Annotated in this window: 8 protein-coding genes and 1 rRNA gene; 7 read left to right on the top strand and 2 right to left on the bottom strand. The window is 74.0% G+C overall.

Features of this window, described 5'->3' with window-relative positions; translation table 11 throughout:
• Positions 1-92 (top strand): 5S ribosomal RNA (gene rrf, locus ACFUUZ_RS31245); the annotation flags it as partial.
• Positions 93-203: 111 nt separating this feature from the next.
• Here the strand turns inward: rrf and ACFUUZ_RS31240 are convergent.
• Positions 204-1,124 carry a hypothetical protein gene (locus tag ACFUUZ_RS31240; protein ID WP_378702574.1) on the bottom strand — a complete coding sequence of 307 codons (921 nt, stop codon included), beginning with the start codon at positions 1,122-1,124 and terminating at the stop codon, positions 204-206.
• A gap of 138 nt (positions 1,125-1,262) precedes the next feature.
• Positions 1,263-2,378: a hypothetical protein gene (locus tag ACFUUZ_RS31235; RefSeq protein WP_378702573.1), complete on the bottom strand. Its 1,116-nt coding sequence runs from the start codon at positions 2,376-2,378 to the stop codon at positions 1,263-1,265.
• Positions 2,379-2,540: 162 nt separating this feature from the next.
• On the opposite strand from ACFUUZ_RS31235, the gene ACFUUZ_RS31230 reads away from it, so the two are divergent.
• From ACFUUZ_RS31230 to recN, 6 genes are all read left to right on the top strand, one after another.
• Positions 2,541-3,374 carry a tetratricopeptide repeat protein gene (locus ACFUUZ_RS31230; RefSeq protein ID WP_378702571.1) on the top strand — a complete coding sequence of 278 codons (834 nt, stop codon included), beginning with the start codon at positions 2,541-2,543 and terminating at the stop codon, positions 3,372-3,374.
• Between the two features lie 272 nt (positions 3,375-3,646).
• Positions 3,647-4,645 (top strand): HAD-IIA family hydrolase, encoded by a 999-nt coding sequence (locus tag ACFUUZ_RS31225; RefSeq protein WP_378702569.1) that lies wholly within the window; start codon positions 3,647-3,649, stop codon positions 4,643-4,645.
• Positions 4,642-4,905, top strand: coding sequence for a hypothetical protein (locus tag ACFUUZ_RS31220; protein WP_378702567.1), 264 nt, complete (start codon positions 4,642-4,644; stop codon positions 4,903-4,905). The genes ACFUUZ_RS31225 and ACFUUZ_RS31220 overlap by 4 nt, the downstream gene beginning before the upstream one ends.
• On the top strand, positions 4,906-5,727 hold the full coding sequence (locus ACFUUZ_RS31215) for a TlyA family RNA methyltransferase (RefSeq protein WP_378702565.1): 822 nt from the start codon (positions 4,906-4,908) through the stop codon (positions 5,725-5,727).
• Complete coding sequence (locus tag ACFUUZ_RS31210; RefSeq protein ID WP_378702563.1) at positions 5,724-6,686, top strand: NAD kinase; 963 nt, start codon at positions 5,724-5,726, stop codon at positions 6,684-6,686. Before ACFUUZ_RS31215 ends, ACFUUZ_RS31210 begins: the two co-directional genes overlap by 4 nt.
• A complete protein-coding gene (gene recN, locus ACFUUZ_RS31205; protein WP_378702561.1) occupies positions 6,664-8,439 on the top strand; it encodes a DNA repair protein RecN in 1,776 nt (591 codons plus the stop codon). The genes ACFUUZ_RS31210 and recN overlap by 23 nt, the downstream gene beginning before the upstream one ends.
• The last annotated feature ends 15 nt before the right edge of the window (positions 8,440-8,454 follow it).

Genomic DNA, 8,454 nt, shown 5'->3' with positions numbered 1-8,454 from the left:
CGCCCGGTCCCATTCCGAACCCGGAAGCTAAGCCTGCCAGCGCCGATGGTACTGCACTCGACAGGGTGTGGGAGAGTAGGACACCGCCGGAACAAATTGTCAGATCAGGGGATCCACCGAGGTGGGTCCCCTGATCTCGTTTCGGGGCCCGATCGCACCTGCCGGTAGGCGGGTGCTTCGTGCTGCCCGCAGCATGGTTGAATTCAAGAGCGAACATACTTCTCCCGGGAGGCCCGGGATTTCGGAAAGGGAACATCGTGCCGGAACGGAACGACGACCGGAAACCCTTCCGGCGTGACGCCTCGCAAGGCGACTCCGACCGGCGCGGATCGGGTGATTCCCGCCGAAACGACAACCGCGAGAGCGGTTTCAAGCGCGACCACGGATCGTCCGGAGGAGGAAGCGGCTTCCGTCGGGGCGAGTCGAATCGGGGCGGCAACCCGCGCGGCGGAGACCGCGACGGTGGGTTCCGGCGCGACGATCGTGGCAGCGGGTTCGGTCGCGACGACGATCGCCCGGGTTACCGGCGCGACGATCGCGATGGGGGTTCGCGTCGTGAGGGCGGATTCCGGCGCGATGACCGCGGGGATCGGCGGGACGATCGCGGTGGCTTCCAGCGCGGAAACGATGGTCGCCGTGGCGGCGGCAACGCGGGCGGTTTCCGCCGAGACGACCGGGACAGTGGGTTCCGGCGCGACGAAGGTAATCGGCGGGACGATCGCGAGGGCGGATTCCGCCGCGATGATCGTGGTGGTGACGACCGGCGGGACAACCGCGGCGGCTACCAGCGGGGTAACGATCGTGACGGCGGGTTCCGCCGTGGTGGCGACAGCGATAACCGCGGTGGTGGTTTCCGCCGCGACGGTGGTGAGCGGAGCGGCGGATTCCGACGCGACAGTGACAACCGCGAAGGGAACTTTCGGCGCGACAGCGACGAGGGGGGCTTCCGCCGCGGCGGTAGCGGCGATCGTGACGGCGGGTTCCGTCGCGGGAGCGACAGCGACAGCCGCGAGGGCGGTTTCCCGCGCGGCGGTGGCAGCGGCAATCGCGAGAGCGGTTTTCCGCGCGGCGGTGGCAGCGGCGATCGCGAGGGCGGTTTCCGGCGGGGAGGCGACAGCGGTCATCGCGCAGGCGGATTCCAGCGGGGAGGCGACGGCGGCAATCGTGAGGGCGGTTTCCGGCGTGGCGGTGATGGGGGTAACCGCGAGGGCGGCTTCCGGCAGGGCGGCGAGAGCGGCTTTCGGCGTGGTGGCGACAGCGGATCACGGCGGGACGACCGCGGGGGCGGGTTCCGCGATGGCGGTGACCGGCGCGACGACCGCGGAGGCGGGTTTCAGCGCGACGATCGGGAAGGCAGTTCCCGCCGGGACGATCGCGGGAGCGGCTTCCGTGGCAATGAGCGCGACGGCGGGTTCCGGCGCGGCGGCGACCGCGAGGGCGGATACCGCAACGATGACCGTAAGGGCGGCTTCCGGCGCGACGATCGCGACGGCGGATTCCGGGGCGATGACCGTGGCCCCCGTGGCGGTGGCCGTGAAGGTGGTTCTCGGCGGGACGATCGCGACAGCGGGTCCCGTGGGGGCTACGGCGCAGGCAGCTCGAATCAGGGCGGGTACCAGCGGGGCGGTGACCGTGACGGTGGGTTCCGGCGCGGGGGTGAGCGGCCGGAAGGCAAGGGCGGTTTTCGGCGGGACGGCGACCGGGACAGCAGGCGGTCCGACGAGCGCGGCGGGAATCGGCAGGGCGGGTTCCTGCGCGGGAACGAGCGCGGCGGCGATTTCCGGCGCGACGATGATCGGGCGGGAGTCAACCGCGGGCGGGAATTCCGGCGGAACGACCGCGGTGGCCGGGCCGAGGATCGCGGGAGCGAAGCTCGGGCCGATGAGCAGTCGAACGACTTCGATGCGCAGGTGGACGAGCGTGACAACCGCGCGGACAGCGTCGATGACCAGGTAGCCGACCGCGATGACCGCGCGGCGGCGCTCGACGATCGCGCCGACAGCACCGATGACGGCGCTGTCGACCGTGATGACCGCGCCACCCGTGCCGACGAGGCCGCTGTCGGTACCGGTGATCGCGCAACCCGTGCCGACGAGGGCGTTGTCGGTACCGGTGATCGCGTGACCCGTGCCGACGAGAGTGGTGTCGGAATCGATGACCGCGTAACCGGTGGTGATGAGGGCGCTGCGGCTGGTGGTGGCTCCGCGACCGGCGCCGGTGACGATGCCGCTGGGAGCGATGCTGGTGTAACCCGGATCGACAAGGGTGATGATCGCGCTGACGGCAGCGACCGGCGTGAGCGGGGCGGCGACGCTCGTGCGAGCGATGTCGAGGACGGCCGGGGTGTCGACGCCCCCGGGAGTGGCAGCGGTGACCACGCGGACCGCGCCGACGAGCGCGATGGTGGAGCCGGTGTCCGCCGAGATGACGCCGGCGATGGCAAGAACGGTGGTGATAGCGCGGCGGACTCGGGGGCCAGCGAGCGAGTCGGCGGCGGCGAGGACGAATCGCGTTCGGGTGCGGGTGGCTCCGACGGCCCTGTGGGCAGCACCGGGGAATCGGAGAGCGCCACTTCGCCGAATGCGTCCGCGAGCAGCGGGGAGGACGACCGCCGCGGTTTCGGCCGGGCCGGGAGCGACGACCGCAGGCGCGGCGGGGAGGGCGCCCGCGTCGGGCGGAGCCTGGACCGCCGCCCCCCGCGCCCGGAAGAACCGGATATCCCGGACGACGTCCAGGCCTCCGACCTCGACCCCGCCATCCGCCGCGACCTGCTGAGCCTGGACAAGGGCAATGCCGAGACCGTGGCCAGGCACCTGGTCATGGCCGCCGACCTGATCGCCGACGATCCGGAGCTCGCGCTCGCGCACGCCAGGGCGGCGCGGCAGCGGGCGGGCCGGATCGCGGTGGTCAGGGAGACCGCGGGCGTCACCGCGTACCACGCGGGCGAGTGGGCCGAGGCGCTCTCCGAGCTGCGGACGGCCCGCCGGATGTCCGGCGGCTCCGGGCTGCTCGCGGTCATGGCCGACTGCGAGCGCGGGCTCGGCCGCCCGGAGCGCGCCATCGAGCTCGGGCGCAGCGAGGAGGCGCGCGCGCTCACCGGTGACGAGGCGATCGAGCTGCGCATCGTGGTGGCGGGCGCGCGAATGGACCTGGGGCAGATCGACCAGGCGGTGGTGACGCTGCAGACCGCCGATCTGGACCCGGCGCGCAGCGGGTCCGCTTACGCGCGGCTCTTCTATGCCTACGCGGACGCGCTGGTCGCGGCGGGGCGCACCGACGAGGGGCTCACCTGGTTTCTCAACGCGGCCGCCGCGGACACCGAGGGCGACACCGACGCCGAGGACCGGGCCGCCGAGCTCACCGCCGAGAACTGAACCTGTCGGTGGCCCCCGCTACAGTGCGGGGGTCTCGTCGAGGAGCCCGGGTGCGCCCGGGCGGCCGGGCCCGCGTCGGCGGCTCGTCCGGAGTGGTGACGAACGGGGGCCCGTGGCGGCGCCCGAGTGACGATGAGCACGGCGGTACCCGTGCTCGGTTCTGGAACCATGAGGACGAGACGGCGGCGCAGCCGCGCCGCGCGCGCCCGGAGCGGGCGTGTCCGATGGACCGGTTCGGCCGGATCCGAGCGCCGAGACGAAACGAGGGTGGAGTGACCCGGCTACGAGACGGTTACCGAGCGTTGCTGCTCGACCTGGACGGCACGCTGTACCGGGGCGCCGCGGTGATCCCCGGTGCCCCGGAGGCGCTGCCCGCGGGCTCGGCGCAGCAGCTCGTCTACGTCACCAACAATGCCAGCCGCAGCCCGGGCGCGGTGGCCGAGCACCTCACCGAGCTCGGGTTCGCCGCGGGCACCGACGATGTGGTCACCAGCGCGCAGGCCGCCGCCCGGCTGCTCGCCGAGCGGGTGCCCGCGGGGGCCGACGTGCTGGTCGTCGGCACCGACGCGCTCGTCGCCGAAGTCAGCGGCGCGGGGCTGAATCCGGTGCGGCGGTTCACCGATCGGGTGCCCGCGGCGGTGGTGCAGGGGCACTCGCCGGAGACCGCGTGGCCCGACCTGGCCGAGGCCGCCTATGCCGTCCGGGCGGGCGCGCACTGGGTGGCCGCCAACACCGACCGCACGCTGCCGAACGAGCGCGGCCTCGCGCCGGGCAACGGCTCCATGGTGGCGGCGCTGCGCGCGGCGACCGACGCCGAGCCGGAGGTGGCGGGGAAACCCTTCGCGCCGCTGCTCGAGGACGCGCTGACCCGGGCGGGCACTCGGGCCGCGCTGGTGGTCGGCGACCGGCTGGACACCGATATCGAGGGTGCGAACCGGGTCGGCCTGGATTCGCTGCTCGTGCTCACCGGGGTCAGCACCCTGGATGAGCTGGCAGCCGCGCCGCCGGAGCACCGGCCGAGCTATGTCGCGCTGACGCTGGACGCGCTGAACCATCCGGTCGCCGCGGACGAGGTGGAGCTCGGCGCGCCGTCGCTCGGCGAGCTGCTCGCCGCCGCGCCCGACCGCGCGTTCCCGGTGCGCGGCAGCGCGGGCGATCGAGTGGCGAACGGGGCCGCGAGCGGCGGTGCCACCGGCAGAACGGCGGGGAACGGGAGCGGTGCGGCCACGGGCAACGGTTCCGGAAATCCGATAGCGTTGAGCCCACGATGAGTACTCCGACGCCGCGTCCGCATCCCGGCCCGCAGGGCCACCGCCCGGCGATGCCGCTGCCGGGCAGCCACCTGCCCGGCGCGGGGCCGGAGCCCGCCGATCCGGCGCAGGTCCGGGCCGAGGTGCGGGAGTTGCTCGCCGAGCTGGAGGCCGGTGCCGGGCACGCGGACGCGGGCGTCGATCTCATCCGCCGGGCGAAGATCCTGGAACAGGCGCACGACGTGCTGGTCGAGGCGCTCGCCACGGTGGACAAGATCTGAGTGGCCAGGCGTGCGCGCGTTGACGCCGAGCTGGTCCGCCGCGGCATGGCGCGGTCGCGGGAACACGCGGTCGAGTTGATCTCCGCGGGGCGCGTCCTCATCAACGGCTCGGTCGCCTCGAAGGCGGCAACGGCGGTGGAGACCGGGACTCCGCTGCTGGTCCGCACCGAGCCGGACGAGGTCTCCTGGGCCTCGCGGGGCGCGCACAAGCTGCTCGGCGCGCTGGCGGCCTTCGAGCCGGCCGGGTTGTCGGTGGCCGGGCGGCGCTGCCTGGACGCGGGCGCCTCCACCGGCGGCTTCACCGACGTGCTGCTGTCGAAGGGGGCGGCGCACGTGGTGGCGGTCGACGTCGGCTACGGGCAGCTGGTGTGGCGGTTGCAGAGCGACGCGCGGGTGACGGTGCTGGATCGCACCAATGTCCGGAATCTGATGCCGGAGGTGATCGGCGGGCCGGTCGAGCTGGTCGTCGGTGACCTGTCGTTCATCTCGCTCGGGCTGGTGCTGCCCGCGCTGGCCGCGTGCGCGGCGCCAGGCGCCGACCTGGTGCCGATGGTGAAGCCGCAGTTCGAGGTCGGGAAGGACCGGGTGGGCTCCGGCGGGGTGGTGCGGGATCCGGCGCTGCGCGCGGCGGCGGTGCGCGAGGTCGCGGCCGCGGCGGGGGCGCTCGGACTGCGGACCCGGGCGGTGACGGCGAGCCCGCTGCCAGGCCCGTCCGGCAATGTCGAATACTTCCTGTGGTTGCGGAACGAGGGCGGGGTCGCGGATGACCCGGCCGCGGTCGCCGCCATGGTGCAACGGGCCGTCGAGGAGGGACCACAGTGAACGCGGGAACGCCGCTCGGCGGCCGGGAGATCCTGCTGGTCGCGCACCCGGGCCGGGCCGAGATCATCGAGACCGCGCACCGGGTGGCGAAGATCTTCGCCGACGCCGGGATCGGGCTGCGGATCCTGGCCGACGAGGCCGACAGCACCCGGTTCGAGGGCACGGTGGGCAGCGACGGCGCGGTGCGGGTGGTGGAGCACGGCGAGGACGCCGCGGTCGGCTGCGAGATGGTGCTGGTCCTCGGCGGCGACGGCACGCTGCTGCGCGCGGCCGAGCTGGCCCGCCCGGCCGCCACCCCGGTGCTCGGAATCAACCTGGGCCGCATCGGGTTCCTCACCGAGGCCGAGGCGGAGAACCTGGACGAGGCGCTGGCGCAGGTGGTGCGGCACGACTACCGGGTCGAGCACCGGATGACCATCGACGTCACCGTCCGGGTGGAGGACGAGATCGTCGAGAGCGGCTGGGCACTCAACGAAGCCAGCATCGAGAACGCCTCCCGCCTCGGGGTGCTCGAGGTGGTGCTCGAGGTGGACGGCAGGCCGGTCTCGGCGTTCGGCTGCGACGGCATCCTGCTGGCCACCCCGACCGGCTCCACCGCCTACGCGTTCTCCGCGGGCGGGCCGGTGGTCTGGCCGGAACTGGAAGCGCTGCTGGTGATCCCGAGCAATGCGCACGCCCTGTTCGCGCGGCCGCTGGTGACCAGCCCGGAGTCGCGGATCGCGGTGGAGTCGGTGGCCACCGGACACGATGCGATAGTTTTCCTGGATGGCAGGCGCACGCTGGCGCTGCCGCGCGGCGGCCGCGTCGAGGCGGTCCGCGGGGCAGAGCCGGTGCGCTGGGTGCGGCTGGACTCGGCGCCCTTCGCGGACAGAATGGTGCGCAAGTTCCAATTGCCCGTGACAGGCTGGCGAGGCCGGCGGCGAACGGAGAGCACAAGTGCTGACAGAGATCAGGATTGACGGTCTCGGCGTCATATCCGCCGCGACCGCGCAGTTCCACGAGGGGCTGACCGTCCTCACCGGCGAGACCGGCGCGGGCAAGACCATGGTGGTCACCAGCCTGCACCTGCTCAGCGGGGCGCGGGCGGACGCAGGGCGGGTGCGCCTCGGCGCCGAGAAGGCCGTGGTGGAGGGGCGTTTCACGGTCGACGAGCTGAACGAGGCGGCGCGCGCCGAGGTCGGGGCGGTGCTGGAGTCGGCGGCCGCCGAGGCCGACGACGACGGCAGCGTCATCGCTATCCGCACGGTCGGCAAGGACGGCCGGTCCAGGGCGCACCTCGGCGGGCGCGGGGTGCCCGCCTCGGTGCTGGCCGGGTTCACCGCGCCGCTGCTCACCGTGCACGGCCAGAACGACCAGCTGCGGCTGCAGCGGCCGGAGCAGCAGCTGGCGGCGCTGGACCGGTTCGCCGCGGACACCGTCGCGCCGCTGCTGCGCGGCTACCGCAAGCACCGCAAGGCCTGGCTGGCGGCGCGCGAGCGGCTGCTGGAGCGCACCGCGCGCAGCCGCGAGCTGGCGCTGGAGGCCGACCGGCTGACCCAGTCGCTGGCCGAGATCGACGCGGTGCGGCCGGAGCCGGGCGAGGACCTGCGGATCGTGGACGAGGTGCGCAGGCTCAGCGACCTGGACTCGCTGCGCGATGCCGCGGTGGTGGCGCACGACGCGCTGGCCGGGCCCGCGGACGCGCCGGACGCGGGCTCAGGCGCGCTCGAGCTGCTCGGCACCGCGCGGGCGCGGCTGGAGGCCGCGGAGGATCCGGCGCTCGCCGTGCTGGCGCCCCGGCTGGCCGATGCCATCGCGGTGGTGGTGGATCTGGGCACCGAGCTCAGCGGCTACCTCTCCGACCTGCCCTCCGATCCCGGCGCGCTGGACTCGCTGCTCACCAGGCAGGCCGAGCTGAAGACGCTGACCCGCAAGTACGCCGCCGACGTGGACGGGGTGCTCGCCTGGGCCGAGGAATCGCGCACCCGGCTGGCCTCGCTCGACGTCTCCGAGGAGGCCATCGCGGCGCTCGCCGCCGAGGTGGACGCCGCCGCCGAGAAGGTGCGGGCGGCGGCGGTCAAGCTCAGCGCCGCGCGGACGAAGGCGGCGGGGAAGCTGGCCGATGCGGTGAGCGCGGAGCTGGCCGGGCTCGCCATGGGCAAGGCGCGGCTCGAGGTGACGGTGCGGCAGCTGCCCGCGAGCGCGCAGGACTCGGCGCCGCTCACCGTGGACGGCGCCGAGCTGCACGCCGGGTCGTCCGGGATCGACGAGGTGGAGTTCCGGCTCTCCGCGCACTCGGGTGCGCAGTCGCTGCCGCTGAGCAAGAGCGCCTCCGGCGGTGAGCTCTCCCGGGTCATGCTGGCGCTGGAGGTGGTGCTCGCCGGGTCGGACCACGGCGCGACCATGGTGTTCGACGAGGTGGATGCCGGGGTCGGCGGCCGGGCCGCGGTCGAGATCGGGCGCAGGCTGGCGCGGTTGGCGCGCACCCACCAGGTGATCGTGGTGACGCACCTGCCGCAGGTGGCGGCCTTCGCCGACACCCACCTGGTGGTGAGCAAGTCGGACGACGGCGCGGGGCGGGTGGACAGCGGGGTGCAGTCGCTCGAGCGCGAGGAGCGAGTGGTCGAGTTGGCGCGCATGCTCGCCGGGCTGGACGACACCGAGACCGGGCGCGCGCACGCCGAGGAGCTGCTGGAGACCGCGCGCGCCGAACGCGAGCCCGCCAGCGCCTGAAACGCGCGAGAGCGC

Source organism: Nocardia sp. NPDC057353 (assembly GCF_042667085.1).
Classification (GTDB): Bacteria; Actinomycetota; Actinomycetes; order Mycobacteriales; family Mycobacteriaceae; genus Nocardia.
Note: the sequence above shows the minus strand (reverse complement) of the source record. Positions and strands in the feature narration are given on the sequence as shown.

Coding starts and splice junctions, on each gene's coding strand:
- ACFUUZ_RS31240 (WP_378702574.1), bottom strand. CDS start 1,124: ATGACCGCTGTCGCCTCCCCGCCGGAAACCGCCCTCGCGATCGCCGCT.
- ACFUUZ_RS31220 (WP_378702567.1), top strand. CDS start 4,642: ATGAGTACTCCGACGCCGCGTCCGCATCCCGGCCCGCAGGGCCACCGC.